Below are 26,209 nucleotides of genomic sequence, written 5' to 3'. Positions count from 1 at the left end.
AATATGAAGGACGAACTTTCCACATTATTTAAGGCGCTGGGGCACCCGATAAGAAGGGAAATCCTGGACCTGTTGAAGCAGTCGGCAAGAACAACCGGTGAACTGAATGAGCATTTTCCCGAGGTGACAAGATATGCGATCATGAAACATTTGACGATCTTGGAGGAAGGGAATTTGGTGGTGGTGAAGCGGGAAGGGAAGTACCGACGAAATTACCTTAACGCGGTTCCGCTTCAGGAAATGCACAATCGGTGGGTAGGAAAGTATATGGAGTCTACCGCCAATTCGCTGTTAAAGTTACAGGCATTGGCAGAAAACAAAGGGGGAGAAGAAGGAATGGAAAGAAGTAAAGTATTTCGTATTGAGCAAGAAGTGATGATAGATGCACCAAGGGAACAGGTATTTAAAGCGTTAACCGAGCAAGCGGGGGATTGGTGGGAGTTTAAATTGGCTCCTGAGGGAGTAAGTTCACAATTCACATTTGATCCTGTACCTGGTGGGCAATTTATTGAGAAGTGGCGTGAAAACGAGGGGGCGCTTTGGGGAACGGTGTATTACGTTAATGCTCCTGAGGAAATCCGTCTCCATGGCCACCTTGGTATGCAAGGTGCCGTAAACAGTGCATACACATACCGCTTGATTGAAAAAGGCGATTCCACGCTTCTTCAGCTATCCCATACTGCATCAGGAGTCATTGAAGACGATTGGCAGGAAAAGCATTCAGAAGGGTGGAGTTACCTACTGGGTACCCTGCTGAAAAAATATGTGGAAGAGAAATAAAAATACGAAAAAGTTCATAAAAGGTGATAAAAATGGTAGATGTACTGACAGAAATAACCATTCGCTGCCCGCTTCATAAGGTTTCGGAGTATGCTGCCGATCCAGATAATGCACCAGAATGGTACGTAAATATTGATTCGGCAGAATGGTTGACGGAAAAGCCTTTATCCATTGACTCTCAAGTTGCATTTAAAGCAAAATTCTTAGGGAAGGAACTCTCTTACGTTTATGAAATTACGGAGTTTATCCCGGGTGAGAAGCTTGTAATGAAAACCGCAAACGGACCGTTTCCAATGGAAACCACCTATACATGGGAGGCACTTGATGAACAAGTGACAAGGATGACTCTCCGAAATCAAGGAAAGCCCACCGGTTTTTCTAAATGGGTGGCGCCTTTTATGTCTACCATGATGAAAAAAGCGAACAAAAAGGATTTAAAAAGAATCAAAGACATTTTGGAGAGCTAAAAGGAAGAAGGCTGTTTTCTTTTGAAACTAAAGAATTCAGCCTTCCTTTTTCTTGTGGAATGGTGAGCAAGAAAAATCTGGTGTGTGTCCCCTGTCTGCCTAAAAAGAGAAGTATGCTCCTGAAAAGGGGCGGACTGTATTCATGTTCATTTGATCACCACATAAGGCCTCATCATTTCATAATCCTCATGCTCTAAAATATGACAATGCCAGACATATAACCCTGTATAAGGACCGAATGGCACAATAATCCGTGTCATTTCCCCTGGGTTTGCACAAACCGTATCTTTCAAGCCCTGCTCATTGGTCTCGGGTTTGATACGAGGTCCAATGGGTACAACACTCCCTCCCGTTTGATAGATCTCCTTATCGAATTTCTGTCGGTCGAGGACTTGAAACCTGACCAAATGCAAGTGGATGGGGTGGGATTCTTCTGTTACGTTGATGAAATTCCATATCTCAATACTCCAAAGATGGGGCATTTCTGTAATTGGATCCGACCATAATTGATTATTTAAAAGGTGAATTTCCCGCTTGTATTGATCATTACTCATGTTCAACAGAAGATTTCTGGTTTGATAAGCATTGCTCTCTTTCAACCTTGGTACAGCATTTAATGTTGATGGAATCTTGCTCGTATCTGTCCCTACGAGTGGTTTGTTCACACGGAACTGCATCAGGACTCCCGTCGTATCAGGATCAGGAAGATCACCCGTTGGAAAAGGTGCCGGCGCATCGTTTTGGATGGTTATGACTTGCCCTCTCATGGAAGAAAAGTCCAGGATGACATCCGCTCGCTCAGCTGGAGCGAGTAAAATCTTCCGGACGTTAACAGGTGCAGGGAGGAGACCTTGATCGGAACCGATTTGGATAAACGGATGATCGTTAGAGAGTGAGAGTTGATACGTCCGGGAATTAGAAGCATTGATTATCCGAAAGCGATAGCGGCGTGGTTGGACTTCTAAGTATGGCCATACCATCCCGTTAATCAGGATCGTGTCTCCAAAGAAATTAGAGCGGATGGAGGGATTGACGTAAGTATTGGGAGGATCAGGCTGTGAAGGATAGTAGAGTGATCCATCTTTATTGAAGGAACGATCCATGATCACCAAGGGAATATCGTATGGAACTTGGGGTAAGGACAAAGACCTTTCCTTTTCGTCATGGATGATATAAGCACCTGCGAGTCCGGCATATATATTCAGGCGGGTGATCCCTACTGCATGGTCATGGTACCAAAGAGTAGTGGCTGGCTGTTGATTGGGGTACGTGTAGACTTTCACTGCAAAGAAAGGACCGACCTCTTTAAAGTCCTTTGTAAACCAGGCATCTGGGTAACCGTCGCTCGTATCAGGGGTAGCGCCACCATGAAGATGAACCACGGTACGGACCTCCGGGTTATCCTTTTCCGCCCCGTGAACAGTTGTATCGATGGGGAGGAAATGCTCCTCTGGAAGTTCATTTTTCCATAGTACCCGCACAGTTTGATTGCGTTTCGCTCTAAAGGTAGGACCTGGGAATTGTCCGTTGTAACCCCATATTTTAGTAGGAGGGAGATCCCGGTGAAGCTTTTGCATTCCCTCCTTCATGGTCACTTCGTAATAAAAGGAATCCTTGTGCGAAGAGGTGGGATGGATCGTTCCCATGACAGGCAGCTGGTCGACGAATTTCTCAAGCATCATAATCCTCCTTTATATGGAACCATTTATTGATATGTATTTCGGTCGTTTTTGAAATATCCTCTTTCCCTATAAAAAAGGTAGAATACACTATTCCCATTGGAGGGTAGCGTTTTTTGTCGGGCTCTTTAACTTCAGTTTAAATTCTCCATAAATCATCATAAATTTGTTACACTATCTAAGTTGCTAAATCGTTCAATCATTGGAGGAAGTCATGTCAAATCGAAATAAAGGAATACTCCTATTACTTCTATCAGCGTTTGGTTTCTCCCTGATGGCTGCATTCGTGAAGCTGTCAGGAGATGTGCCGACGATCCAAAAAACTTTTTTTAGGAACATCGTTTCTGCATTCATCGCATTCGGTTTTGTCCGCTATCATAAGGAGCGATTATTCGGAAAGAAAGAAAATCAGAAGCTGCTGTTGCTGCGCTCCAGTTTAGGGGCTGTCGGGATCGTCCTGTTCTTCTATGCGATTGATCATCTGGTGTTATCCGATGCCGATATGTTGAATAAGCTCAGTCCGTTCCTGACCATCATTTTCTCGGCTATTTTCTTGAGGGAAAGGACACGTGTTTTCCAGGTAGTGGCGATCATCATTGCTTTTATCGGTACCTTGTTTATCATCAAACCTGCGTTCTCCTTTGATGTTATTCCATATTTGGCTGGAGTGTTTTCTGCTATTTTCGCAGCAGGGGCATACACGGTCCTTCGTGTGTTGGGAAGCAGAGAGAAATTTTATACGGTAGTCTTTTACTTTTCATTTTTTACGACTGTCGTACTTATTCCGTTCGTGATCGCTTTTTATGAACCGATGAGCGCTCAGCAATGGATTTATCTATTATCCGCCGGCGTTTTCGCGACAGTGGGTCAGTTCGGAATCACGATGGCTTACAAGTTTGCACCTGCAAGGGAAATATCAATCTTTTTCTATTCAACCGTCGTGTATTCCGCCATGATCAGCATCTTCTTATTCGGGCAGATTCCTGACGTATTAAGCATCATCGGATACGTCATCATCTTTGCTGCTTCGTTATATATGTTTTTGAAAAATAATCAAGCAGGTAACAAATCAGAAGCATGATTCCTTTCCTCATCCCTTAACCGGATGGGGATTTTTTTGTTAAGGAAAGAGAAAATGACAGCTTTTTGAAAATCAGTATTTCCAAAAAAGCTGAAAGAGCTATAATGTAAGTATATGGAATTAATTGCGGAGAGGGGAGTTTTCATGGTCCTGCGCGAAACAAAATCAGCCAAGTGGGCAATCGCCCTGTTAGGTGTCGTTCTCCTTAGTAATCTTTTATTGTATCAATCAGTGGTTCAACGATTTCTATCGATAGAATTGGAGAGGGGAGTAGTCATAGGATCTCTACTGGATTTGATGATTATTTCCCCGGCCCTGGCCTATGCCGCATTCAAACTGTCGAAGAAACAAGTCGTTGGATTGATGGTATTCGGCCTTGTGTTAGCCAGATTCATCATTCCTGAAGAATTATTTGAACCGTTCACTATCCTTCTCTATTCCGGGATCGGTTTAGAAGTATTATTCCTGGCAGCAGAGGTTGGGCTTATCTTCCTTGCTGTACGAAAATTCCCGGAAATTCGATCTGCCATGAGATCATCTGGAGTAGGGCCGATCTTTTCTTTGCTGCCGGCAGTAGAGAAAAAAGTGACCGGTCACATTCTGATCCGGATCCTTTCCTCAGAGGTGTTAATGGTTTACTATGCTCTATTGTGCTGGCGCCGCAAACCTCCTGTCCATGCCGGTGCAGTAACGATGCATCATAAGACCAGTGCCGTTGCCATGAACATCATGCTCATCCATGCCGTCGTGATCGAGACGATCGGTATCCACTGGTGGCTTCATTCCAAGCTTCCGATTCTGTCTTTCATTCTCTTGATTCTGAACGTTTATACCGTTCTATTGTTTATAGCTGAAATTCAGATTACCAGGCTGCATCCACTGGAAGTGAAAAATGGTCATCTTTATGTGACGCAAGGGTTGATGCAACGAATAGGCTTACCTCTTAATCAAATTGAACAAATCGAATGGGGGAGGAAACCTGGCAAAGAAGCACTCGTTTTCATGCATAAAGACTTTGAAGAGATTCATCCACAAGTCGTTCTATCTTTGAAAGAACCAGTGGAAGCAACGATGTTTATGGGGAGAAAGCAAAGAGTCTCTGAAATTGCTCTAAGGGTGGATGAGCCGGAGAGGTTGAAGGAATTGTTGGAGGTAAGGAATTCATGAAAAAAGTGCCTGACTTTTAATAAAGTCAGGCACTCAGCATCGATCACTTCATCCGATACACCCAATCACAATGCCCGATCATCGTTTCATCATGTGTCACCATGATGGTGGCGATATTTCTTTCCTTTGTTTCCTTGGCGAGAAGCTCCACGACGGACTTGCCGCGAGCTTGATCCAGGCTTGCAGTAGGTTCATCTGCGAGGATCAATCTTGGTTCGTTCATGAGGGCACGGGCGATGGCAACCCGCTGCTGCTCCCCGCCTGACAGCTGTTCAGGATAATGGGACCTGCGATCAGCCAATCCGAGGTGGGATAATAATTCCCCTGCCCGTTTCCGGAGTCTGTCCCCCAGTTTATTCAGCTTTCCTACAAACACTAATTGCTCTTCCACCGTTAAAAAAGGAACCAGGTTTGATTGTTGAAAGATAAAGCCGATCTCTTTGAGGCGAAGGGATGTTTGTTCTTTCTCGTTTAGATTGTGGACGTTTCGCCCGTTCATTTTCACTTCACCACTCGACGGACTGGTTAAGGCTCCTATGATGGAGAGAAGCGTACTCTTTCCCGATCCGGAAGGTCCTAATATGGCACCGAACTCACCTGGATTTACCCTCATGGATACATGGTCCAATACCTTCAGCTTCTCATTTCCCTGTTCATATGTTTTGCTCACATCATGTAACTCTAAAATGGCTGTCATCTTATTTCACACTCCCGATTGCTTGTAATGGATCCACAGTCACAATGCTTCTAAAGGATAAAAGGGAACCGATCCACGCCATCAATAGAATTAATGCACTGTTGAATAGGATCATGGTGACCGATAATTCAAAAGGTACGTCTGCCGGAATCACTAATGTAAGTCCGAAGGTAACGACATTCCCTGCAACGATGCCTGCGATGGTAAGGGTGGAAATTTGCGCGAATAGTGCACCGAGAAGAATGCCCGCTTTCGTCCCGATCGCTTTTAAAACACCGTATTGGTGAAGTTTTTGCAGGGTCATGACATAGAAGAAGGTGGCTAATACAATCGCTGATATGATGAGCAGAAAGATCACCATCATATTCAGTGAGCCTTGCTCTGCAGAATAGCCAGGCACATTAGATAGAATCTCTTCTTTAGACACGGTATCCATTTTTGAAGGCGTGTCTATCATTCCTTCATTCGTAAATAGAATCGCTTGGTATGTGAGCGAATCGCCATAAAGATCCTCCCATGTTTCTAAAGATGTAAAAACGGCCGGCGTGTGGCCGTAGCTGAATCGTTTTTTAGTAAATCCCTTGATCACCCACTTTTTGTCGTCGTAGGTGAAGGAATCCCCAATCTCCAACCCTTCTTTCTTCAGGCCAGGATCAGCAAGAACTTCATAGGGAGCAAGCTTCGGGTGATCTGCCGTCGTTGGCATAAAAGTACTGTCGGGGTCAGCGGCAAATAGGCTTACATTTACCGTCTTGCCCCCCTGATCGATCTCTACCATTTTCAAACCAAGAGGAGATCCTCCTTTTATAGAAGCAATCTCTTGTTCTGTTATCTGTGATCGTTCAAGCTGATGCTTGTCACCAGCTTCCACCACATACGTGTCAGCAGGCATATTCTTTATAGCCGAAGCGTTATCCACCGATAATCCATTGGCAAGTCCTGATATCGATAGTACCAGGCTCGTGATTAATGTGATAATGCCTATAATTAATAAAAACTTTACCTTCCCATAGCGCATTTCTTTCCATGCTAGAAACAAAAAAATCACCTTCCCTTTCATTACTTCTCACTAATGATAAAAGAGAAGTATGAACGGAAGATGAACAACGGATTAAGGATGAGTCACCGTAAAGGTGGTTCCTTTATTGGTCCTGCTCTCAACATGGATTTCACCATGGTGCAGGGTGATGATCTTTTTGACAATGGAAAGGCCAAGGCCGCTGCTATCCTTTTCTTTACTTCGTGAGTAATCTGCTTTGTAAAAACGTTCAAATATCTTTCCCTGGTGTTCAGGAGGAATGCCGATTCCGCTGTCTTCAATAATAAACCTGAACCCCTGGTGATGTTTGTGAAGGAACAGGTTGATTTCGCCCCCTGGGGGTGTGTATTTGATGCTATTTGCCAACAGGTTCTCAAATACCTGATAGAGCAGCTCTCCGTGACCGTTATAAGTCACATCATCGGCTTGGATGGACACAGCGAGGTCTTTTCTTTCCCACAGCCATCGTGTTTGTTTCATGAGATCATGGAGCAATTGAGTCATGTTAGTGGGTTCATGTTGAATCGATCCATTATCCTTATCGAGAGAAGCGAGGGTCAGCAGCTGCTTACTCAGCTTCGACAGCCTGGTGCTTTCTGATTCAATCACTTTTAAGTAATGGTCCCGATCCTCTTCTGACAAGGAAGGGGAGAGAAGCAGATTGGCATAGCCCTTCATGGAGGACAGGGGCGTCTGGATTTCATGCGAAACATTTGAAACGAACTCCTGTCGCATATTCTCCACCTGCATCAGCTGCCGGCTCATGGTTGTAAAGGAGCGGGCTAAGGTACCGATTTCGTCCTTGCGGCTTTCATTCAATCGAATCGAATACTCACCGCCGGCAATTTTCTTCGTGGCATTCGTCAATTCACGAATCGGTTTCACAAGATAGCGGGTACTGAAGAACACGATCAGCATGCTGAGAAGTATCGTAAAAAGAAGCAGGACAGATAAAAGAATATGAATTTCATTAAACTGTTGTTTCACATTGGGTCTCATGAACAGGGCACGGGGTTTTCCATCAATTTCAATGGGAACACCAATGCTGTTGGTTAATTCATTTGAGAAAAATCCGGTCACAAATGTGGTAGATGGATAATTCGCAATTCCATGGTAAGTGGATCCGTTCACAACACTTTCTACAATTTCCTGAGAAAGGCTTTGATCACGGAAGTCCTCTCCGTAGAATGTTCCGGGAACTTTCCCATCTGTTACATAAAATTGATAGCTGAGCTTCGCCGTTTTTTGAAAAAAACCAGGAGCATCCATTGAAGCTGCATTAAATAGATCAACGATGTCTTTCGCGATTTCAGTGTTTTTTTCATCATTGGCTGGCTTTAAAATATGTTGATAGTAAAGATTCGAACCGATGAAAGCAATGACACTGCTCGTCAACATGATAAGAAGGGTGACGACAACAATCCGGACATACAGCGAGCGCATTTTAGGTCACCTCCAATTTATAGCCAATTCCACGGACAGTAGTGATCAAGAAATCATCGGAATGACGGAAACGTTCACGAAGCCTTTTAATATGGACATCAATCGTTCGGTCATCCCCTTCAAAGTCCATTCCCCATACATGTTGAATGATTTCTTCCCGTGAAAAGGTTCTGTTAGGGAAGCTCGCTAAATAATATAATAATTCAAATTCTTTAAGTGGAAGAATGATTGTTTTTGCTCCGTCCTTCACTTCGTACGATCGTTTATCAAGAATCATTTCATTGAGACGAATTTTCTGGGGAGCGGCACGGTGAAATCTCCTCAGGATCGCTTGTACTCGAAAGAGAAGCTCTTCCTTTTCAAAGGGCTTTACCATATAATCATCGGTTCCGGCTTCATAGCCTTTCGCTTTATCGGTAAGACTGTTCTTAGCGGTTAAAATAATAATCGGAATATCGTAGGTTTCCCTGATTTCCTTCGCCAATTGAAACCCATCCTTATTTGGCATCATCAAATCGACAATCGCCAAATCGATCGACTGTGCTTCAAGAATGACACAAGCTGCGTCCCCGTCTTGTGCTTCAGTAACCAAATAGCCATTCTGCTCTAAATGAACACGTATAAGCTTACGTAAATGGGGATCGTCATCTACGACAAGTATTGAAATCATCACTAATCCTCTTTTCCGTCACCTGTTTTTATGAATCAACTTTAGCATAACTCACGCTGCTTACACCAATTAATGACCCATTCCAGTACTGTTGGATATAATATAAATAAAAATATCTTTCACCCATATCTTTTTAACCAATTCATCCGTTATAAGTATGAGAGGATTCAAAGGAGTGAGGACGATGCAAACGAGATCTGGCTTAAAAAAGAATGAAGGACAGCCAAATGATGAAGTCATGGAAGAGCTTGTTCCCAAGCTCTATCGATACTGCTATTTTCTGACGAAGAGCAAATGGGACGGTGAGGACTTGGCTCAAGAGTCCATATGTAAGGCACTGAGTCATTATCCTGCTCAACAGTGGAAATCATCTTTACTTAATAAAATCGCTTATCATCTATGGGTGGATAAAGTTCGGAAACAGAGTAAGGAAGCGATTGGCGGAGTCCCGGAAGTGAAGGCTGAAGACATTCCAAATGAGGGGATCAGTCTTGCAACCCTGGGGAAGCTTTCAAGAAAGATGACACCCAAACAGTTAGTCACTTTTGTTTTGAAAGAGGCGTTTCAATTCAAGATTTCTGAAGTGGCAGAAGTTCTGGGGATGACGGAAACCGCTGTGAAAGCCTTGCTGAATCGATCGAGGGAAAAGCTGAAAAAATTCTCCGATGATGGAGACGGGTGCGGCGTTCAAACCTACTGGAATGAAGCGCTTCAGAAGGAGTTGAACGCGATTTTATACCGCAGCCTAATGGCCCAGGATCCCAGTCTTCTTTTGGCATACATTCCAATCCTCCTTGCACATGCTCCCGCCCAAGGCCGATTTGTACGAACGTCTGGCTCTCCTTCAAGCGTCCTCTCACTAGCTGCATAACGAATGAAGGAGGAAGTAAGGATGAATACCATACCTTATGTCATTGAACAGTCAAGCAAAGGGGAACGATCCTACGATATTTATTCACGATTGTTAAAAGACCGGATCATCATGGTGAGTGATGAAGTGAATGACCAGATGGCCAACAGCATTGTCGCCCAATTGTTATTCCTTGCTGCAGACGATCCGGAGAAAGACATTTCCTTATATATCAATAGCCCTGGTGGCTCCACTTCAGCGGGGTTCGCCATCTTTGATACGATGAACTATATAAGTCCTGATGTTCGAACGATCTGCACCGGAATGGCGGCTTCTTTTGGCGCGATGCTGCTGCTTGCAGGGACAAAGGGAAAAAGGTTTGCCTTACCAAACAGTGAAATCATGATTCATCAGCCATTAGGTGGTGCCCGTGGGCAGGCTACAGACCTGGAGATTTCAGCGAAGCGGATTCTGAAGCTAAGACAGCACATCAACGAAATCATTTCTGAAAAAACAGGCCAGCCCGTTGAAAAGGTTGCCCTTGATACCGACCGTGATTATTTCATGAGTGCATATGAGGCGAAGGAATATGGGATTATCGATGAAATTATAGAGAAGAAATGATGGAAAGGAAGGGACGGTCGTTGGGGCCGTTCCTTTTTTATGTCATTCATTTGCTGATAATGGAGAGGAATTCAGCAGCTGAACGAAGGGGAAGGGTGTACCAGGCACAGAACGTGGGATTTGTACCTGGTACATTTCTCACGATACGCCATAACTCAAGAAGGGTATGGTAAAATAAACCATGATATTTTATGTGTATGAGGGAGGAATCGCAGGTGACATTGGTTATACTTTTGGGGCTTATCGGGGTTTTTATTTTCATGAGAACGCCAAGTGAGAAAGCCTATTCATTTAAGTGGATTGATTCCTTGAATACGTATGAGTGGTTTCAAAATCCTTGGGCAGTCGGATGTTTTTTATTTGGGATGAATCTGGTTTTATTTGGTACAACAGGACTGATATTGTATGGTCTTACCTTGATGATGATTCCATACCTTCACCTTGTTATCATGTTGGCTGCTGTTGTGGTGAGTATCCTGGTGTGGAGTTCAATTGGAAGTGCGAAAGAGTGGGAGAAAGGTGAGAGACTGAAGGCAGGTATGGTGGGAAGCAGTTTCTATTTGCTTCTCTTTTTGTTCATCCTGTATCAATGGGTCACTTATGTACCTCAGTATCCAGGTGAGGACGGGGTTATGACCTCTGTAGGATTCTTTCTTGGGCTATTGGTATCGGGGGTGGCGTTTGTCATATGCTTTGTGATAATGGTTTTTCTTCCCGTTGATAGGCGTGTGTAGCAGGATTCCTTTCTTTTTCTCATCCATTCTATTATCCTTATAGAATACATTCTGACAAAAAGAGGTTTTAGCATGAAAACAATACATAGCGATGTGATTCAATTTCGTGGATCTCATTACGATTTTGGTTATATGCAAGGGTCTAGGATAAAGGATTCGGTCACGGTGAGAAATCGCGAGAATCAATGGAAGGTACGAAAACAGCGCTTTTCCATCGGCATCCGGGAAACAAAGGGAGCGATCAAAAGATTTGCCCCTGGCATCTGGGATGAACTTCTTGGATTACAAGAGGCGCTCGAGTGGCCGTTGGAAAGAGTACTGAAGGAGTTTGGCGGATATCGTGTTGAGTATGTGAAGTCCGGCTGCTCGATTATGACGGGCAAAAATTATTTGATCCGAAATTATGATTATCATCCGAAGACGTATGAGGGAAGGTATACCTTTTACAAGCCGACGGATGGAGGGTATAGTATCATCGGACCGAGTCAGCGGGTGACGGGACGGATGGACGGTATGAATGAGAAAGGATTGGCCATTGGATATAACTTCATGCATCGGAAAAACCCGGGGGATGGCTTCATTTGCTGTATGATTGGACGTTTGATTCTGGAATCATGCGGAGATGTATCGGAAGCTGTTGAGATGCTGAAAGAAATTCCTCACCGGCACTCTTTTAGTTATGTGGTGTATGACAGAAGCGGTGAAACCTTTATCATTGAGACTTCCCCTCGTGGCGTGGAGATTCGGCAGTCGAATGCGTGTACGAATCATTTTGAAGTGATGACTCATGAAAATCGAAATCATCTGGTCGATTCGAAACGCCGATTGAGTATCATTCAAAATAAGCAGGCAACAGATGCCCATGAAGCATTCCGCTTAATGAATGATACTGATAAAGGCGTTTTCTCCGATTTATACGGAAGCTGGGCTGGCACCATCCATACATCTGCTTATTTTCCTAGTGAGATGAAGGCTTGGTTTGCCCTGGGTGGGGACCGGGAACCAGTTGTCTTTGATTTTGCCAAGTGGCTTGAAGGGGAAGATGTTGTCCTTGAAAAGATCATGGGTGAGGTGGATACGGATATTCCCTTTGTGCACATGGATGAAGGAGCCGATTGGTTTAAACAGTAGAATTTCATAAAAAATGCCCCCGGTCCTGTAACCGGGGGCATATTAAGATTAAACGAACTTCACGACATCTTCATATGGTCGACGCGTTTTCGGTACTGGATCCTTTACCCGGTATCCGAATGCCACCATGACGGAAATGCTGAAACGACCATCTTCCAATAACCCTTCTTCATCTAAAAGCGTATTCAACTTTTCAATGTCAAAGCCTTCGATCGGACACGAGTCGACCCCGATTTGAGCGGCTGCCGTCATCATATTTCCAAGGGCTAAATAGGTTTGCTTTCCGGCCCAGTCGTATAGGGGACGATCGCCTTCAAGTAAATCGAAATCAACCTTCTGGAATTGCTCGATCTTTTCTAAGTATTTTGCCATATGATCTTCAGGCAAGTGTTTCACGTTTTTAAAATGATCTTGTAAGTATTGTGAATCGTATTTCGTATCTTTTTTCGTTCTGGCCAGGATCACGACGAAATGACTGGCTTCAGGCAGCTTTCCGTACGCTCCCCAAGCCGTATTCTTGATCTTTTCTCTCAGTTCAGGATTTTGAATCACGACGAATCTCCAAGGTTCGAATCCAAACGAGCTTGGTGACAGACGGCCGGTTTCCATGATGAACCTGAAATCGTCATCGGACACTTTCTTGTTTGGGTCGAATTCCTTTGTTGCATGTCTAAAATGGTAGGCATCTAAAATGTCTTGCTTTACTTGTTCTTTATTATCAGCCATTAAACATTCACTCCTTATCCATTGATTCAATCATGTTTAATTTACCATAAGTGAGAAGGTGAATCATGTGATGTGCCTGAACAATTCTTAATCGTTTGGTGTAGTTTCTTAATACCGCTAATGATTTCCGTGCAAGACTTCGCTTTCCGCGGGTAGCCGGTGAGCCTCCTCGGCAAGCCTGCGGGGTCTCACATAAGCTACTTTTCCCGCAGGAGTCTTCGTCTTGCACTCCAATCAACCGCTGGAAACAGCTAAAATCAAATGTATGGAAATAAATATAAACCCGAACCAATCCACCTTCTAGGAAGCAGGTTTGTTCGGGTTTTACTTAGACTAAAACACTTTTGTCCTGCCCTCTTTGATATTTAAAACAATACATAAGATACGACAATATACAAAACGGTTATAATAAAAGATGGAGCCATATATCTCCACTTGTTCATCACGTTTGTCGGGCGAAGAAGCAAGTAGACGATGACGAGTGTCATCAATAATCCCAATCCCGCGATAAAGATATGGGAACTGTCGACTGCTTCAAGGATGGCGCCTTTTCGGTAAAGGACATCGGTCAGGACGAGCAGTTGTATGTTAAAGAGGTTGCTTCCGAGAATAGAGCCGATCGCCATATTATAGTTTGCCAGTTTAAAAGCAGCAAGGACTGTAACAAGCTCAGGCAGGGAAGTGGAAGCAGCGATGAGAAAGCTGCCTACAAAGCTTGCGTTCATACCTGTTGCCTTTGCCAATTGGTCACCTGCAATCGATAACACACTTCCTGACGCAAATACGACCAGTGCAGCAATGATAAAACCTATAACGGCCGCTTTTAGGGAATAATCCTTCGCAGGTACAGATTCTCCTTCTGCATCATCGCTGGAAACGAATTTCATCGCAACGAAGTATAGAATGATAATAAAGAACATCTCAATCCCAACGCCAAAAACTTCAATGGAGCCCGGCATAAAAAGGGCGAAAATGATGATCGTGAGAAACAGGAATCCAAATAGGGCAGAAGGAATATTTGCCTTCCTGTTCACCTTTTGGAACAATCTTCTTTTACGATAAATCAGATCCACCACTGCCAGAATAAAAAGATTGAACACATTACTGCCGAGCATGTTTCCTACGGCAATATCAGGGTTATCGATATAAACCGCCGTTAAGCTCGTTGTTAATTCCGGAAGTGACGTTGCCCCTGCAATGAGGAATGTTCCAACGACAGCCCCACTTAATGAAGACTTCTTACTGATGACATCTCCGAACTGATTCAGGTAAATAGCAGCCGCAACCACGATGGCTGCAGCAAGTAGAAAAACAATGTAAACCATATAATCTCCTCCAAGCCAGCGCATACAAAAAAGACCCCGGCACAAATTTTGTACCAAGGTCTTGCGTGCTGAAGAATGAGCTAAAGCCTGATGAACCAGGTATTTTCATACCGTGATGACGATTCACCAGCCGTTTACCGGTCGCTACTCCCCTTGTTACTATTAATGTATTAGGATTTTGAAGGTTTGTCAATGAAAGTGCTTATATTATTTTATGAGGAGGCGAACGTGTGAAAGTGGAAAGGGAATATCAAGTGAAACAAATAGTTGATTATGATATCAAAGGAAAAATGAAAGCTGAAATACAAGAATTATTAAATGAATGTTTTGGAGATGGCTATCCTGATGATAGAATTTACTTTAAACAGATTCCTCATTTCAGGTATCTCGTCCATAACGAAGATCAACGTTTAGTGGGGCATGTTGGGGTGGATTACCGAGTCATGAAATTGGAAGGTGAGCCTATAAATGTATTGGGGGTAATCGATTTGTGCGTTTCAAAGGGTAGTCGCTCCCTGGGAATCGGATCACAACTTCTCTTCGAATTAGAAAGGTTCTGTAATGGGCGAAATATCGATTTCCTTCTCTTATTTGCCGATGATCCTTCCTTATATAAAAAAAATGGCTTCCAATCGGTGTCCAACCAATGCAGGTGGATGAAAATCAACGACCAAAACCAGACCACCAGGGGCATTGGGACCGAAACCATAAACCAACTCATGATCAAACCAATAGGTACCAAAAAATGGTCAAGCGGCCAACTGGACATGCTTGGTTACCTCTACTAAACTTTGAGGCCCGAGAGGGACGGACCTTCAAAAAGGAGTATGTATGAAGGAAGAGTATTATGATGAATTATTAGGTGTTCGTACGAGTGAGTTGCAGATGGGGTTTCACCGGTCTTTTCATTATCATCGGTACGAGCCGACTCCGTATCAGGCATTGGATGAATTATTCCGACATTATAGATTGAATAGCAGCGATCGTGTGGTCGATTTCGGTTGTGGGAAAGGACGATTGAATTTCTTAATTCACCACCTATTTCAATCTACCGTTGTTGGCATTGAAATGAATGAAGAGTTTTATGAAGAAGCCGTGGCGAACCGGAAAAGCTATTTAAAAAAAGCAAAAGCCAAACGTGAAAATCTCTACTTTTATCACTGCCTGGCAGAAGAGTATAGGATCCATCCAAAGGATAACCGATTTTACTTTTTCAATCCGTTCTCTGTTCAAATTTTCATGAGGATCATCAATAACATCCTCTTTTCAGTGGAACAATCACCACGTGATATCGAGATCGTGTTGTATTATAGCTCGGATGATTATGTGCATTATTTAGAAGATCACCCCCTTTTTGTCTTGCGGAAAGAAGTGAACTTGTCAGGGGATTATGAAAAGAATGAGTATGAGCGATTTTTGGTGTACGGTTTGATGTATTGAATGGGGTGTCTCCTGACTAGCTTTGGGAGGGCACCTTTTTTTTAGGGCAAAGCCAATATTTTTGATTTATCCGCTTTCATATCGGAGAATAGTACATGGCATGTGAAAAGGAAAAGGAGGCGGTTGGAGAATGAGAATACTAGTTGTTGGTGCAGGTGCCGTTGGTGGCTACTTCGGAGGTAGATTGGTAGAAAAGGGTGAGGATGTTACGTTTCTCGTCCGTGAGCGAAGAGAGCAGCAGCTGAAAGAGCATGGATTGCTTATTGAAAGTGTACATGGTGATTTTCACTGCGAGCCGAAAACGCTGAGATCAGAAGAAAAAGCAGAGCCCTTTGACGCCATTATCCTTTCAACCAAGGCTTATCATCTCAAGGGAGCTATCGAGAGTATTCACTCCTTTGTAGGTGAAAATACGATGATCCTTCCACTTTTAAACGGGATGTCACACGTAGGCGACCTTATAGAAGCATTCGGGGAAGAAAGAGTGATTGGCGGTTTATGCTTTGTGGAGTCGACGCTTGATGAAACAGGGAAGGTCATTCAATCGAGTCCCATTCATGATCTCGTTTTTGGAGAAAGAAGTGGTGAGCGAACGGATAGAATTGTGAAGCTAGATGAGGCCTTTTCAGGAACGAAGGCAAACTTTCGATTATCCGACACCATCGAACAGGATATGTGGCATAAGTATTTATTTATCACCACTCTTTCAGGTGTAACATCCTTATTCCGGGCACCGATTGGACCGATTCGGGAAATAGGTGAGGGTGCAGATAGGATCAAAGGAGTCCTTTATGAAGCCGCAGCGGTTATGAAAAGCTTGAAAGCACCACTTGCTGAGAAAATAGAAGAAGCTCAATACGATAAAATCAATCAAATGGGCTACAGTATGAAATCATCCTTACAGCGGGATATGGAAAAAAATCTCTCCGTAGAAGCGGATCATTTATACGGATATTTATTGAAGGCTGCTGAAGCACAGGGGATTGAAGCAAAAGAGTTGCGTTTGATTTATGGGAATTTGAAGATTTATGAGACAGCGAGTAAATAAAGATGATAGACATCTGATGCCTGTTATAAGGTGTTGGATGTTTTTTTTTGTGAAATGGAGTTGGTTTTATGGAAGGCAGTTGTGAAATAAATGCTGAAAATCAGCAGCTGAATCCAATCCCTCAGCTGCCAATCTATACAAGCTCATTGCACCATCCCCTTATTTATGAAAAGAAGGACTCATATTCCTCGACGGGACCACCTTATATAATCGCTGAAGAACCACCATGGAAACAACCGTGACTACTACGTCCAGCGGGAGATACGCAACCATCCATCCCCAGGCAACCGTGTAACTGAATCCGTCCGGTGCTTCTGCCCAAAATGTTAGGGCAAGGTACATGAAATTCGTTCCGATTATGTAATTTAACAATAGGGCGAGGATTCCTGCAATGAGATATCCTCCAAATGTACGCTTCCTTTCCAAAACGATTCCCACGGCGAACGCAACCACGATAAAGGATAGAATAAATCCAAAGGTAGGACTGAATAAACTTGAAGGTCCTCCTTTAAATTGTGCAAACACCGGTGCCCCTACTAATCCCAGAGCTAAATAAACCGTCATCGCCTTCGCGCCCACGCGGCTTCCAAGCACTCCTCCGGCAATGATGGCAAACACCAATTGAAGGGTGACCGGAACTCCTCCGATCATTAAAAACGGAGACACATTCGCTCCTACTGCCATTAATGCCGCAAAAAGACCACATAAGACCATCTCTCTAGTTTTTCCCATTTCCATTTTCTCCTCCTTAAAACTGTGGTATGATTGTTATTATCTTAAATGTTAACCTATTTGTAAATAAGGTTGACATAAAAGGAGGGAAATGATGAAAGGGTTTTTCATCACCGGCACAGATACGGATATCGGAAAAACGATAACAACTGGATTGTTAACAAAGTACTTCTTGGAAAAGGGCATTGATGCGTTCCCCTATAAGCCCGTACAAAGTGGAGCTGTCTTGAAAAAAGGTAGACTAGTAGCCCCTGATACTGAATTTTATGAAGAGGTCACCAATCGTTCTTTTGGAAAAGATGCGAATACATATGTATTAAAAACGCCAAGCTCTCCTCATCTGGCAGCTGTAATAGACGGTGTTTCGATTGAATTGAAGCCAATTTTAGAACAAGTGGAGAAGTTACAAGGCATTCACGAACTTTTACTGATTGAAGGAGCGGGAGGACTGATTGTCCCGTTAAACGAAGAAGCAACCATTCTTGATTTAATCGAACGAGTGTCACTGCCTGTCATTCTTGTCGCGCGGGCTGGACTTGGCACAATTAATCATACGGTACTATCTGTGATGGCATTGAAACAGCGGAGTATTAAAATTGCAGGCATCATCCTGAATCAGACATCCATAGATGAAATGGAGGAGATCGAGCGGGACAACAAACGAATGATTGAAACATTAACCGGTGTAAAGGTAATCGGTGTACTGCCAAACATATCACAGGATTCTTTTGAAACTGTCGATGTAGCGGAATTATTCAAGAATTGGAAACTAGAAGAGTCAGAGGAGGATATACAGAGTGAATCAATTACAGCTTATTGAAAAAAGCAGTCAATATATGTGGCTTCCGTTTACACAGATGAAAGATTATGATGAGAACCCGTTGGTGATTGAAAGCGGGGAAGGGGTTTATCTTCGGGACATCTGCGGGAACGAATATCTTGATGGTTATTCTTCCCTTTGGCTAAATGTCCATGGCCATCGCAATGAGGAAATCAATCAAGCGATTAAGGATCAGCTCGATAAAATCGCTCACTCTACTCTTCTCGGTGCCACCAATGTTCCATCAATTTTGTTAGCCGAGAAGCTGGTCCAACTTTCCCCGGAGAGATTAGCGAGAGTCTTCTACTCAGACAGCGGTGCAACCTCTGTTGAGATTGCCATTAAAATGGCTTATCAATACTGGCAAAATAAAGGGAAACCGGAAAAGCAGAAGTTTATCACTCTCCAAAATGCGTACCATGGAGATACTGTCGGTGCGATCAGCGTCGGGAAGGTGGACATTTTTCACAGAGTCTACAAATCCCTTATGTTTGAATCACTCGTTGCTCCGTTCCCGGACGTCGTTCATCATCCAGATTTAGTAGATGAGGAAGAGATTCGAGATCGTGCACTCGAAGAGCTGGAAGGTATTTTGAAAGAGAACCACCATGAGATTGCCGGGATGACAGTGGAGTCGTTGATACAGGGTGCTGGTGGTATGAATATTATGCCGAAGGGCTACTTTAAAGGCGTCGAAAAGCTTTGCCGGAAATATGAGGTGCTTCTCATTGTCGATGAAGTGGCAACAGGCTTCGGCCGTACAGGAAAAATGTTCGCTGTCGAGCATGAACAGGTCCAGCCGGACATCATGACTGTGGCAAAAGGGATCACCGGAGGATACCTCCCGATTGCAGCAACCCTTACCACAGAAGCAATCTATGAAGCTTTCTATGATGATTACACGTCATTGAAAACCTTCTTCCACGGCCATTCCTATACAGGGAATCAGCTCGGCTGTGCTGCGGCATTGGCGAATCTGGAGATCTATGAAAGAGAAAATCTGATTGAAAAAGTTCAAGAGAAAGCGGGAATCATTGAAACCTTATTAGTTCCATTAAAGGACCATCCCCATGTAAGCAGCATTAGACAGCTAGGGATGATCTGCGGCATTGAGTTGGTACAGGATAAAGCCAGTAAAGAGCCGTTCCTATGGGAAGACAGAGTCGGCTACCGTACCACCATAAAGATGCGTGAACTGGGCATGCTGACCCGGCCGATCGGAGACACCATCGTCTTCATGCCACCACTCGCCACAACCGAAGGAGAGCTCGAGAAAATGGTACGAATTATGGAAGAAGCAATATGCATCACAACGAAAAAAGCAGTTGGGGTTTAGGGACGGACCTTCAACCACCCAGCACTGCTAATCAAAACGGTAGAGAAAGTAGAGAGAGGGACGGACCTTGGATGGGGTTCGTCCCTTTATTGTTTGATAGGGTGGTAGTTTAGCAGGTGAAAAAACGCTGGAAATTAACAGGAGGAATATAGATAGAATCCAACAGTCAAAATAATGTGATTTGTAAGGGGGGGCAAAAAAGCGAGAATGTACAGGGTACAAAACCCCTGAATTGTACCGGGTACACACCAAAATATCCACCTCTCAACAACAAAAAAGGAAACCATTCTCCCACCAAAACGTATATATCAATATCCATCACTTAGTTTCAAAGGAGGTCTCAAAATGAGCAAAACAATCTGGATGAGCGCACCAATAGTCCTCATCGCTGCCATATCTATCTGGCTTACATCAAACGCCACTAATGCCCTTACCCTATTAGCTGCCTATGGTATCATCCTATCCTTTCTCGTCTACTTTTCATTCTTCAAAATCAAAAAGTGAAAAAAGGAGGGACGGACCTCCAATCACCCCACCCAAAACCAAAACATTGATTTAACGGGATTTGAGTAAATGAGGAGGTCCGTCCCTCTCACTGAATTGCTTCCAATAAAAAGTCTACGATGTGGATTGCTCGCATTTTATTGGATAGGCCTTCTCGTTCGATGCCTAGTTTCATTTGGAGGAGGCAGCCCGGGTTTGATGTGATGATGGTGGTTGCCTGGGTTTGTTCGACGTTGTCCATTTTGTGATCGAGGATCTTCATGGACATTTCGGATTCGACGATGTTGTAGATCCCGGCTGAACCACAACAGTGATCGGCTTGTTTCATCTCAACGTAATCAGCACCTTCCACTGATTGCAGGAGAAGTCTTGGTTCCACAAATGTCCGCTGAACGTTTCGCAAGTGACATGAATCCTGATACGTGATTCGTTGAGGGGAAACGTTCAATTTCTTTTTATGAAACTCTAATTCTACAAGAATGGAGGAGATGTCTTTGATTTTATTTTTAAATTGAACCGCACGATCTTTCCAATCGGGATCATCCTTCAGTAAGTGATCATAGTCGACGAGAAAGGCTCCGCATCCTCCGGCATTGGTGATAATGTAATCGACTCCTGATTCTTCAAATGCCGCAATGTTTCGCTTTGCCAAATCCTTTGCCGAGTCCTTTTCACCGCTATGGCCATGCAAGGCTCCGCAGCAGGTTTGCGTTTTTGGAATCACGATGTCACAGCCTGCCAGCTGCAATAGTTTCGTAGTGGCATTATTTGTTTCCAGAAACATCGTATCCATTAAACAGCCAGAGAAGAAAGCGACTTTTTTACGAACGTCCCCAATCGAGGAAAGAGACGTTGGGCGCTCCTTCATGTCTTTCAGCTTTGGAACTTGAGGAAGTACGCGCTCCATTGTCGCCATGCTTTCCGGAAATAGTTTCATAACACCCGTAGTGTGTACCGCCTTCTGCAGTCCTGAGCGTTGGTAGATTCCGAGAAGGTTCGTGACCATTCTCATTCTGTCCGGGTGTGGGAATAATCCTTCAAAAACGGTTCTTCTAAGAACCCGTACAGGAAGGGAGTGCTTTTTATTTTGATTGATGATATCGCGTGCTTCTTCTAAAAGGTGACCGTAGTTCACTCCGGAAGGACAAACGGGTTCACAGGCTCTGCAGCCTAAGCATAGATCCAATGTTCGTTCAACTTCTTCATCCGGTTCGATGACGCCATCCACCACTGCCTTCATTAAGGCGATTCGACCGCGCGGTGAATGGGATTCTTTAAATCCTGATTCTATATACGTAGGACAGGAAGGGAGACAGAATCCGCATCTCATGCAATTCAATAATTCATCTTCATCCATTCGGTCTTTAAATTCCTGCTGTATCTTTTGTTTTTCTAAAAGGGTTGTCATCTTGAAATCACCACACGTTTTCTTGATTCTTTAGCGAATACTTTATTCGGATTCATTATGTTAGTTGGATCGAATGATTGCTTGATCATTTTCATGGCTGCAATGCCTTCAGGTCCAAGTTTCCATTCGAGATAAGGGGCTTTCATCATGCCGACTCCGTGTTCTCCGGTAATGGTTCCACCCAATTCAATGGCATGAGCAAAGATTTCTTCAAAGGCCGCTTCGACGCGCTCCATTTCATCATGGTCCCGGGCATCAGTCGCAACCGTCGGGTGAAGATTTCCGTCCCCGGCATGGCCAAAGGTACAAATCTTCAACTCATAGCGATCGGAAATATCATTGATCGCTTTCACCATCTTGGCGATTTCCGAGCGGGGAACCGTCGCGTCCTCTAATATCGTCGTCGGTTTAAGACGTGCCAGTGCCGATAGGGCAGAACGGCGGGCGGTACGAAGGGCATCTGCTTCTATCTCCGTTTTGGCTAATTGAACAGATACAGCGTTGTTCTGCAAACAAACTTCCTCCATTCGGTTCATATCACGTGCAACCACTTCCGGAGGACCGTCCTGTTCGATCAAGAGCACCGCTTTTACATCGGTTGGCAAGCCGATTTTGGCGAAATCCTCGACCACCTCAAGTGTAGGCTGATCTAAAAATTCAAGGGTAGTCGGAATGATACGATTGGCGATAATGCTGGAAACGCTTTGGGCAGCTGCTTCGATATCCTGATAAAGGGCCAGCATCGTCTGCTTCGTTTCAGGCATGGGAACCAACTTTAATGTCGCTTCTGTGATGACGCAAAGTGTTCCTTCAGATCCGACAAAAAGGCGGGTCAAATCATAGCCGGCTACGTCTTTCGCAAGTTTCCCCCCGGTACGGATGATGTCTCCATTGGGGAGGACGGCTTCCAATGCCAGCACATAATCGCGGGTTACGCCATATTTCAGCCCTCTCAAACCACCGGAGTTCTCATTGATGTTCCCACCGATCGTTGAGATTTTCATGGAGCTTGGGTCAGGAGGATAGAAAAGACCCTTTGCTTCTACTGTATGAATGAGATCCAGGGTCACAACACCCGGCTGGACCGTCACTGTTAAATTCTCTTCATCGACTTCCAGGATCTTGTTCATATGGGTGAATAAGAGTACAAGTCCGCCTTCTGTAGGGCAGGTACCTGCGCAGAGATTCGTTCCGGACCCTCTAGGGACGATGGGAATACGGTGCTCATTGCAGACTTTTACGACTTCTGATACTTCCCCTGTCGAACGGGGGACGATGACCGCGTCAGGCATGGATTGGTAATTAGGAGTTGCATCATAGGAATAGACAAGCTTTTCTGCGGGTGTATCCCGGTAATTTTCTTCGCCGACGATTTCGATGAAACGTTTTTTAATTTCTGGAGTGATCATACTAAATTCCACCTTTATTAACATGTTTTTCATATCTTGTATAAAAAGAGTAAAGAGACGATACCTGACGATGGGTCAAGGTCCGTCCCTCATAATAGCTTATTTAATTGCGGCTTTCATGGCTGATCGCAGGTGGCCGTTGTGAAGTGTGAGAAGGTCGTAGACTTCTTTTTCTTCGAGGCCTGTCAGAAGCGATAGGATGGCAGGTTTGACGCTGCCGAATGTTTCAAGGGCTTCGGTTGCTTCCTGTTCAGAGACGTCCGCTGCTTCCATGATGATGTTTCGCGCTCTGACTTTCAGTTTTGCGTTTGAAGGCATCACGTCGACCATTAAGTTGCTGTATACCTTGCCCAGTTTGATCATGGATGCGGTAGTGAGCATATTCAAAATCAATTTTTGGGCTGTTCCGGCTTTCATGCGCGTCGATCCTGTGACGACTTCCGGACCGACTTCTGCGACGATCGAGTGGTCGGCTACATCACACATCGGGGATTGAGGTGAGCACACAACAGACGCGGTTACAGCCCCTCTTGATTTTGCTTCCTTTAAAGCTCCGATCGTATAAGGCGTCCGTCCGCTTGCGGCGATACCAACCACGACATCATTTGCGCCAACTTCACGAATCGCGATTTCGTTGCGGCCGCCCTCTTCATCATCCTCGGCGCCTTCTAAGGGAAACTGGATGGCTCTTTCACCACCCGCGATGATTCCGATCACCTGGCCGGGATTTGTGCTAAAGGTAGGCGGGCATTCCGATGCGTCTAGGATGCCCAGGCGTCCGCTTGTGCCTGCACCTACATAAAGAAGACGGCCGCCATTTTTCAACCTCGCTACGATGGAATCGACCACACGTGATACTACTGGGATGGTTTTTTCCACGGCGTATGCAACGGTTTGATCTTCTTCGTTGATTCTTTCTAAAATCTTCTCCGTGCTCAATGTATCTATGTTTAATGTTTGAGGATTTCTCGTTTCAGTCAGGATCTTATGAAGGTCCATATTCTATAGTACCTGCCTTTCAATTTGTGAATACGGGACGGGGAGTGATGGACCCCAGTATGACGGGTTTACCTGCTCCGGTTGCTCCTGGGACGTTGCCCGGATTTCCGTGAAGCGTTTCGTTCGCCAGGAGGGCAAAGGCGATTGCTTCCTTGGCATCGGAAGAATAGCCGATATCTTCCTGGATCTGAATGTCTAACTGGGGAAGAAGCTCCCTCATCATACAGAGAAGTGTCACATTGTAGCTTCCGCCGCCGCCAATGATGACTTCGTTAATAGGGTGTTTTGGAAGAACGAATTTTTCATAGGCATCCGAAATCGTCAGAGCTGTGAAGTAGGTTGCTGTCGCAATTAAGTCTTCTTTCGAAAGATCACCAAACTCTTCGAGGATGCGATTCACGAATACATCTCCAAACAGCTCGCGACCCGTTGACTTTGGAGGGTCTTTAAGGAAGAAATCCTTCTCCCATTCCATCCATTTCTGTGCGACGTCTTTCTGGACCGTCCCTTTCGCAGCAATCGCTCCATCCTCATCAAAAGAGAGGCCGAATAGTCGCTCGCATAATCCATCTATGACCATATTTCCAGGACCGGTATCAAATGCGAATACTTCTTGAAGAGTGCAATCTTTAGGAAGTACAGTCACATTTCCGATGCCGCCGATATTCTGAAGCAGTCTTCCTTTGTCTATTTTCCGGTAAAGAAGGTATTCAGTATAAGGTACAAGTGGGGCCCCTTCACCGCCGGCCGCCATATCCATGGAGCGGAAATTGGAGACGACTCTAGTATTTGTACGATACGCAATCACGCTCGGCTCCCCGATTTGAAGAGTGGAAGGAACCGAATTTTCGGTATGAAAGGGCTGGTGATAGACCGTTTGCCCATGTGATCCGATAAAGTCTAAAGCCTCTACTGAAACGCCAGCCTCTGAACACACCTTCAACACAGCATCGGCATAAACGTCTCCAAGCTCAAAATGCAAGCTGGAAAGGAGGGGAGTGGACGATTCTGTGACACTCATCACGTCGAAGATTTTCTTTTTTACGTGTGGAGGGAAGGGAGCCGTCGAATAATGAACGAGCTCCACCTTTGTATCCGTGCCGCTGCCTTCAATTGAAACAAGGGCAGCATCCACCCCATCCACAGAAGTACCGGACATTAACCCGACAGCTAAACGCTTACTCATATGACAACCTTCCTTCCCTGATGGCTTCTGTCACATCGACTGCCCCGGTGGCAGGGGAGGTTGAATCGACGATATAGGAAGCGTCTGGAAAACGCTCTGAAATACTTTCTTTAAAAATGGATTGCACCACCACATTATGTTCAAGGACACTTCCTTTTAAGGCGATAACCGGTTTCGAAGAGATCTGCAGTTTCTCCAATAAGGCAATCGTCTGTCGAGCAAGCTGCCCCCCGGCTATTTTAAGTAAAAGAAAGGCCTCTTCATTACCAGCCTCAGCTTGCTTGTGAACCGCCTTCGCCAGCTTGGCAATTTCACCTTTGGCAGAAGAATAGATAACCCCTTTTAACCCTTTCCCATCACTCGCTCCGATTTCGTTTAAAATGGCACGGGAGAAAGGGGAAAGTGGTTTACCGGAATCCATCTCCATGGAAATCTGTTTACAGGCTTCCATGGCTATATGATACGCACTGCCTTCGTCACCAAGAAGATGTCCCCATCCGCCGGTGGTTCCTTCCTGTTTCCCTTTTCGTCCATAACAAATCGAACCGGTTCCCGCAATGGTCATCACCCCGTTCTGATTTCCGATTAAACTGAAATAGGCGAGGGTGGCATCATTCAATACGATAATAGGCAGGGAAGTCATCCTTTGTAACTCCTTCTTGATTCGATGAGCCAGATTACCGGACTCGGCACCTGCCATTCCGATTACAATATGGGACACCTCTTCAGAAGAAGTGTGGTCCAAGCATTGTTGAATCACGGATGAGAGGTTGGTCAGTGCCTCTTCAAAGGAAACCGTTGGATTGCCGTGTCCGGATAAACTTTGAAACAGGATGTTCTTTTCTGAATCAAGAACGAGTCCTTGTATTTTCGTCCCGCCTGCATCGATTCCTATCACTCTAGTCATCTAAAGA

At 44.6% G+C, this 26,209-nt stretch carries 28 protein-coding genes; 14 read left to right on the top strand and 14 right to left on the bottom strand.

The features are described 5' to 3' along the window. The first annotated feature begins 3 nt into the window (after positions 1 to 3). The gene (locus ACFQWC_RS11545; RefSeq protein WP_299744740.1) at positions 4 to 780 is read left to right on the top strand and encodes an SRPBCC domain-containing protein; all 777 of its coding nucleotides are present in this window, start codon (positions 4 to 6) and stop codon (positions 778 to 780) included. Between the two features lie 32 nt (positions 781 to 812). Continuing rightward, positions 813 to 1,247, top strand: a complete 435-nt coding sequence (locus ACFQWC_RS11540) for an SRPBCC family protein (protein WP_299744743.1) — start codon at positions 813 to 815, stop codon at positions 1,245 to 1,247. Between the two features lie 146 nt (positions 1,248 to 1,393). On the opposite strand, the gene ACFQWC_RS11535 is transcribed toward ACFQWC_RS11540, so the two are convergent. Then, positions 1,394 to 2,929, bottom strand: a complete 1,536-nt coding sequence (locus ACFQWC_RS11535) for a multicopper oxidase family protein (RefSeq protein ID WP_377107406.1) — start codon at positions 2,927 to 2,929, stop codon at positions 1,394 to 1,396. Between the two features lie 211 nt (positions 2,930 to 3,140). Between ACFQWC_RS11535 and ACFQWC_RS11530 the strand changes: the two genes are divergently transcribed. Both ACFQWC_RS11530 and ACFQWC_RS11525 read left to right on the top strand, forming a co-directional pair. Beyond that, positions 3,141 to 4,007 carry a DMT family transporter gene (locus ACFQWC_RS11530; RefSeq protein ID WP_341357668.1) on the top strand — a complete coding sequence of 289 codons (867 nt, stop codon included), beginning with the start codon at positions 3,141 to 3,143 and terminating at the stop codon, positions 4,005 to 4,007. 144 nt (positions 4,008 to 4,151) lie between these two features. Next, the gene (locus tag ACFQWC_RS11525; RefSeq protein WP_377107404.1) at positions 4,152 to 5,174 is read left to right on the top strand and encodes a hypothetical protein; all 1,023 of its coding nucleotides are present in this window, start codon (positions 4,152 to 4,154) and stop codon (positions 5,172 to 5,174) included. 43 nt (positions 5,175 to 5,217) lie between these two features. On the opposite strand, the gene ACFQWC_RS11520 is transcribed toward ACFQWC_RS11525, so the two are convergent. From ACFQWC_RS11520 to ACFQWC_RS11505, 4 genes are all read right to left on the bottom strand, one after another. Continuing rightward, positions 5,218 to 5,871, bottom strand: a complete 654-nt coding sequence (locus ACFQWC_RS11520; RefSeq protein ID WP_377107402.1) for an ABC transporter ATP-binding protein — start codon at positions 5,869 to 5,871, stop codon at positions 5,218 to 5,220. A 1-nt stretch (position 5,872) separates the two neighbouring features. Beyond that, positions 5,873 to 6,910 (bottom strand): ABC transporter permease, encoded by a 1,038-nt coding sequence (locus ACFQWC_RS11515; protein WP_341357670.1) that lies wholly within the window; start codon positions 6,908 to 6,910, stop codon positions 5,873 to 5,875. A 72-nt stretch (positions 6,911 to 6,982) separates the two neighbouring features. Then, positions 6,983 to 8,353 carry a HAMP domain-containing sensor histidine kinase gene (locus ACFQWC_RS11510; RefSeq protein WP_377107400.1) on the bottom strand — a complete coding sequence of 457 codons (1,371 nt, stop codon included), beginning with the start codon at positions 8,351 to 8,353 and terminating at the stop codon, positions 6,983 to 6,985. A gap of 1 nt (position 8,354) precedes the next feature. Beyond that, positions 8,355 to 9,023, bottom strand: a complete 669-nt coding sequence (locus ACFQWC_RS11505; protein ID WP_377107398.1) for a response regulator transcription factor — start codon at positions 9,021 to 9,023, stop codon at positions 8,355 to 8,357. A 184-nt stretch (positions 9,024 to 9,207) separates the two neighbouring features. Here ACFQWC_RS11505 and ACFQWC_RS11500 point away from each other — a divergent pair, with 184 nt between their 5' ends. The 4 genes from ACFQWC_RS11500 (at position 9,208) to ACFQWC_RS11485 (ending at position 12,362) form a co-directional block, all read left to right on the top strand. Beyond that, the gene (locus ACFQWC_RS11500) at positions 9,208 to 9,894 is read left to right on the top strand and encodes a sigma factor-like helix-turn-helix DNA-binding protein (protein WP_377107396.1); all 687 of its coding nucleotides are present in this window, start codon (positions 9,208 to 9,210) and stop codon (positions 9,892 to 9,894) included. A 3-nt stretch (positions 9,895 to 9,897) separates the two neighbouring features. Continuing rightward, on the top strand, positions 9,898 to 10,497 hold the full coding sequence (clpP, locus tag ACFQWC_RS11495; RefSeq protein WP_341357672.1) for an ATP-dependent Clp endopeptidase proteolytic subunit ClpP: 600 nt from the start codon (positions 9,898 to 9,900) through the stop codon (positions 10,495 to 10,497). Between the two features lie 215 nt (positions 10,498 to 10,712). Further along, the gene (locus ACFQWC_RS11490) at positions 10,713 to 11,231 is read left to right on the top strand and encodes a hypothetical protein (RefSeq protein ID WP_299744773.1); all 519 of its coding nucleotides are present in this window, start codon (positions 10,713 to 10,715) and stop codon (positions 11,229 to 11,231) included. 72 nt (positions 11,232 to 11,303) lie between these two features. Beyond that, positions 11,304 to 12,362 (top strand): C45 family autoproteolytic acyltransferase/hydrolase, encoded by a 1,059-nt coding sequence (locus ACFQWC_RS11485; protein ID WP_299744776.1) that lies wholly within the window; start codon positions 11,304 to 11,306, stop codon positions 12,360 to 12,362. Between the two features lie 48 nt (positions 12,363 to 12,410). On the opposite strand, the gene ACFQWC_RS11480 is transcribed toward ACFQWC_RS11485, so the two are convergent. The 3 genes from ACFQWC_RS11480 to ACFQWC_RS11470 form a co-directional block, all read right to left on the bottom strand. Next, complete coding sequence (locus tag ACFQWC_RS11480) at positions 12,411 to 13,088, bottom strand: NAD(P)H-dependent oxidoreductase (RefSeq protein WP_299744779.1); 678 nt, start codon at positions 13,086 to 13,088, stop codon at positions 12,411 to 12,413. Between the two features lie 7 nt (positions 13,089 to 13,095). Next, the gene (locus ACFQWC_RS11475; protein ID WP_299745136.1) at positions 13,096 to 13,326 is read right to left on the bottom strand and encodes a hypothetical protein; all 231 of its coding nucleotides are present in this window, start codon (positions 13,324 to 13,326) and stop codon (positions 13,096 to 13,098) included. 127 nt (positions 13,327 to 13,453) lie between these two features. Continuing rightward, the gene (locus ACFQWC_RS11470; RefSeq protein ID WP_299744781.1) at positions 13,454 to 14,413 is read right to left on the bottom strand and encodes a sodium:calcium antiporter; all 960 of its coding nucleotides are present in this window, start codon (positions 14,411 to 14,413) and stop codon (positions 13,454 to 13,456) included. A 230-nt stretch (positions 14,414 to 14,643) separates the two neighbouring features. On the opposite strand from ACFQWC_RS11470, the gene ACFQWC_RS11465 reads away from it, so the two are divergent. The 3 genes from ACFQWC_RS11465 to ACFQWC_RS11455 all read left to right on the top strand — a co-directional run bounded on the left by ACFQWC_RS11465 (position 14,644) and on the right by ACFQWC_RS11455 (position 16,901). Beyond that, the gene (locus ACFQWC_RS11465; RefSeq protein WP_377107392.1) at positions 14,644 to 15,201 is read left to right on the top strand and encodes a GNAT family N-acetyltransferase; all 558 of its coding nucleotides are present in this window, start codon (positions 14,644 to 14,646) and stop codon (positions 15,199 to 15,201) included. Positions 15,202 to 15,244: 43 nt separating this feature from the next. Next, positions 15,245 to 15,853: a methyltransferase gene (locus ACFQWC_RS11460; RefSeq protein ID WP_299744786.1), complete on the top strand. Its 609-nt coding sequence runs from the start codon at positions 15,245 to 15,247 to the stop codon at positions 15,851 to 15,853. 130 nt (positions 15,854 to 15,983) lie between these two features. Beyond that, positions 15,984 to 16,901 carry a ketopantoate reductase family protein gene (locus ACFQWC_RS11455; protein ID WP_377107390.1) on the top strand — a complete coding sequence of 306 codons (918 nt, stop codon included), beginning with the start codon at positions 15,984 to 15,986 and terminating at the stop codon, positions 16,899 to 16,901. A gap of 159 nt (positions 16,902 to 17,060) precedes the next feature. Here the strand turns inward: ACFQWC_RS11455 and ACFQWC_RS11450 are convergent, their stop codons facing one another. Then, positions 17,061 to 17,633: a biotin transporter BioY gene (locus ACFQWC_RS11450; RefSeq protein WP_366141310.1), complete on the bottom strand. Its 573-nt coding sequence runs from the start codon at positions 17,631 to 17,633 to the stop codon at positions 17,061 to 17,063. 94 nt (positions 17,634 to 17,727) lie between these two features. Between ACFQWC_RS11450 and bioD the strand changes: the two genes are divergently transcribed. The 3 genes from bioD (at position 17,728) to ACFQWC_RS11435 (ending at position 20,293) form a co-directional block, all read left to right on the top strand. Continuing rightward, the gene (gene bioD / locus ACFQWC_RS11445) at positions 17,728 to 18,453 is read left to right on the top strand and encodes a dethiobiotin synthase (RefSeq protein WP_377107388.1); all 726 of its coding nucleotides are present in this window, start codon (positions 17,728 to 17,730) and stop codon (positions 18,451 to 18,453) included. Positions 18,454 to 18,469: 16 nt separating this feature from the next. Further along, positions 18,470 to 19,789: an adenosylmethionine--8-amino-7-oxononanoate transaminase gene (bioA, locus tag ACFQWC_RS11440; RefSeq protein WP_377107994.1), complete on the top strand. Its 1,320-nt coding sequence runs from the start codon at positions 18,470 to 18,472 to the stop codon at positions 19,787 to 19,789. Positions 19,790 to 20,134: 345 nt separating this feature from the next. Further along, a complete protein-coding gene (locus ACFQWC_RS11435; RefSeq protein WP_341357677.1) occupies positions 20,135 to 20,293 on the top strand; it encodes a hypothetical protein in 159 nt (52 codons plus the stop codon). An 88-nt stretch (positions 20,294 to 20,381) separates the two neighbouring features. Here ACFQWC_RS11435 and ACFQWC_RS11430 read toward each other — a convergent pair whose 3' ends face one another. The 5 genes from ACFQWC_RS11430 to ACFQWC_RS11410 form a co-directional block, all read right to left on the bottom strand. Beyond that, the gene (locus tag ACFQWC_RS11430; protein WP_299744798.1) at positions 20,382 to 21,701 is read right to left on the bottom strand and encodes a (Fe-S)-binding protein; all 1,320 of its coding nucleotides are present in this window, start codon (positions 21,699 to 21,701) and stop codon (positions 20,382 to 20,384) included. Then, complete coding sequence (gene glcD, locus ACFQWC_RS11425; RefSeq protein WP_299744801.1) at positions 21,698 to 23,110, bottom strand: glycolate oxidase subunit GlcD; 1,413 nt, start codon at positions 23,108 to 23,110, stop codon at positions 21,698 to 21,700. The genes ACFQWC_RS11430 and glcD overlap by 4 nt, the downstream gene beginning before the upstream one ends. Before the next feature lie 99 nt (positions 23,111 to 23,209). Next, positions 23,210 to 24,109 (bottom strand): N-acetylmuramic acid 6-phosphate etherase, encoded by a 900-nt coding sequence (gene murQ / locus ACFQWC_RS11420; protein WP_299744804.1) that lies wholly within the window; start codon positions 24,107 to 24,109, stop codon positions 23,210 to 23,212. Positions 24,110 to 24,128: 19 nt separating this feature from the next. Continuing rightward, entirely contained in the window at positions 24,129 to 25,295 is a 1,167-nt protein-coding gene (gene anmK, locus ACFQWC_RS11415) for an anhydro-N-acetylmuramic acid kinase AnmK (protein ID WP_377107384.1), read from the bottom strand. Then, positions 25,288 to 26,202: a BadF/BadG/BcrA/BcrD ATPase family protein gene (locus tag ACFQWC_RS11410; protein ID WP_377107382.1), complete on the bottom strand. Its 915-nt coding sequence runs from the start codon at positions 26,200 to 26,202 to the stop codon at positions 25,288 to 25,290. Before ACFQWC_RS11410 ends, anmK begins: the two co-directional genes overlap by 8 nt. Positions 26,203 to 26,209: the final 7 nt, after the last annotated feature.

Source organism: Rossellomorea sp. GCM10028870, from assembly GCF_042666755.1.
Classification (GTDB): domain Bacteria; phylum Bacillota; class Bacilli; order Bacillales; family Bacillaceae_B; genus Rossellomorea.
The sequence above is the reverse complement of the archived record's forward strand: the minus strand, read 5'-3'. Positions and strand labels throughout refer to the sequence as shown.

Excerpts from the sequence above, each read along its gene's own strand:
- ACFQWC_RS11460 (WP_299744786.1), top strand. The coding sequence starts at position 15,245 with ATGAAGGAAGAGTATTATGATGAATTATTAGGTGTTCGTACGAGTGAG.
- ACFQWC_RS11525 (WP_377107404.1), top strand. The coding sequence starts at position 4,152 with ATGGTCCTGCGCGAAACAAAATCAGCCAAGTGGGCAATCGCCCTGTTA.
- ACFQWC_RS11450 (WP_366141310.1), bottom strand. The coding sequence starts at position 17,633 with ATGGGAAAAACTAGAGAGATGGTCTTATGTGGTCTTTTTGCGGCATTA.
- ACFQWC_RS11435 (WP_341357677.1), top strand. The coding sequence starts at position 20,135 with ATGAGCAAAACAATCTGGATGAGCGCACCAATAGTCCTCATCGCTGCC.
- ACFQWC_RS11510 (WP_377107400.1), bottom strand. The coding sequence starts at position 8,353 with ATGCGCTCGCTGTATGTCCGGATTGTTGTCGTCACCCTTCTTATCATG.
- ACFQWC_RS11480 (WP_299744779.1), bottom strand. The coding sequence starts at position 13,088 with ATGGCTGATAATAAAGAACAAGTAAAGCAAGACATTTTAGATGCCTAC.
- bioA (WP_377107994.1), top strand. The coding sequence starts at position 18,470 with ATGTGGCTTCCGTTTACACAGATGAAAGATTATGATGAGAACCCGTTG.
- clpP (WP_341357672.1), top strand. The coding sequence starts at position 9,898 with ATGAAGGAGGAAGTAAGGATGAATACCATACCTTATGTCATTGAACAG.
- ACFQWC_RS11505 (WP_377107398.1), bottom strand. The coding sequence starts at position 9,023 with ATGATTTCAATACTTGTCGTAGATGACGATCCCCATTTACGTAAGCTT.
- ACFQWC_RS11545 (WP_299744740.1), top strand. The coding sequence starts at position 4 with ATGAAGGACGAACTTTCCACATTATTTAAGGCGCTGGGGCACCCGATA.
- anmK (WP_377107384.1), bottom strand. The coding sequence starts at position 25,295 with ATGAGTAAGCGTTTAGCTGTCGGGTTAATGTCCGGTACTTCTGTGGAT.
- ACFQWC_RS11485 (WP_299744776.1), top strand. The coding sequence starts at position 11,304 with ATGAAAACAATACATAGCGATGTGATTCAATTTCGTGGATCTCATTAC.
- murQ (WP_299744804.1), bottom strand. The coding sequence starts at position 24,109 with ATGGACCTTCATAAGATCCTGACTGAAACGAGAAATCCTCAAACATTA.
- bioD (WP_377107388.1), top strand. The coding sequence starts at position 17,728 with ATGAAAGGGTTTTTCATCACCGGCACAGATACGGATATCGGAAAAACG.
- glcD (WP_299744801.1), bottom strand. The coding sequence starts at position 23,110 with ATGATCACTCCAGAAATTAAAAAACGTTTCATCGAAATCGTCGGCGAA.
- ACFQWC_RS11535 (WP_377107406.1), bottom strand. The coding sequence starts at position 2,929 with ATGATGCTTGAGAAATTCGTCGACCAGCTGCCTGTCATGGGAACGATC.
- ACFQWC_RS11470 (WP_299744781.1), bottom strand. The coding sequence starts at position 14,413 with ATGGTTTACATTGTTTTTCTACTTGCTGCAGCCATCGTGGTTGCGGCT.
- ACFQWC_RS11530 (WP_341357668.1), top strand. The coding sequence starts at position 3,141 with ATGTCAAATCGAAATAAAGGAATACTCCTATTACTTCTATCAGCGTTT.
- ACFQWC_RS11455 (WP_377107390.1), top strand. The coding sequence starts at position 15,984 with ATGAGAATACTAGTTGTTGGTGCAGGTGCCGTTGGTGGCTACTTCGGA.
- ACFQWC_RS11520 (WP_377107402.1), bottom strand. The coding sequence starts at position 5,871 with ATGACAGCCATTTTAGAGTTACATGATGTGAGCAAAACATATGAACAG.
- ACFQWC_RS11430 (WP_299744798.1), bottom strand. The coding sequence starts at position 21,701 with ATGACAACCCTTTTAGAAAAACAAAAGATACAGCAGGAATTTAAAGAC.
- ACFQWC_RS11410 (WP_377107382.1), bottom strand. The coding sequence starts at position 26,202 with ATGACTAGAGTGATAGGAATCGATGCAGGCGGGACGAAAATACAAGGA.
- ACFQWC_RS11540 (WP_299744743.1), top strand. The coding sequence starts at position 813 with ATGGTAGATGTACTGACAGAAATAACCATTCGCTGCCCGCTTCATAAG.
- ACFQWC_RS11500 (WP_377107396.1), top strand. The coding sequence starts at position 9,208 with ATGCAAACGAGATCTGGCTTAAAAAAGAATGAAGGACAGCCAAATGAT.